Annotated in this window: 1 protein-coding gene; it reads left to right on the top strand. The window is 65.6% G+C overall.

Translation table 11 applies throughout. The annotated features are described in order from the left end of the window. Positions 1-262, top strand: a 262-nt coding sequence (locus tag SB754_RS21015) for a DUF2254 family protein (RefSeq protein ID WP_410784286.1), incomplete at both ends; no start/stop codon positions are given.

The following is a 262-nucleotide window of genomic DNA, read 5'->3' as shown; positions in this document are numbered from 1 at the left end:
CCTGCAACTGGCCTCGCAGCAGTTTTCGCCCCGGCTGCTGCGCGAATTTGCCCGCGACGTGCGCACCCAGATGGTGCTGGCGGTCCTGATGGGCACCTTCATGGTCAGCATTACGGGCCTGCACGGGATGGATCCGGACCGTCCGGTGCCGGTGCTGGTGGTGGGCCTGGTCTACGTGCTGGGCATTACCAGCGGGGTGGTGCTGCTGCTGTTCATGGGGCACATCACCCGGTCGCTGCGGGTGGACACCATGATGCTGAAC

It is taken from the genome of Leifsonia sp. SIMBA_070 (assembly GCF_046534635.1).
Taxonomy (GTDB): domain Bacteria; phylum Actinomycetota; class Actinomycetes; order Actinomycetales; family Microbacteriaceae; genus Leifsonia.
This window is presented reverse-complemented; position numbering and strand designations above follow the sequence as displayed.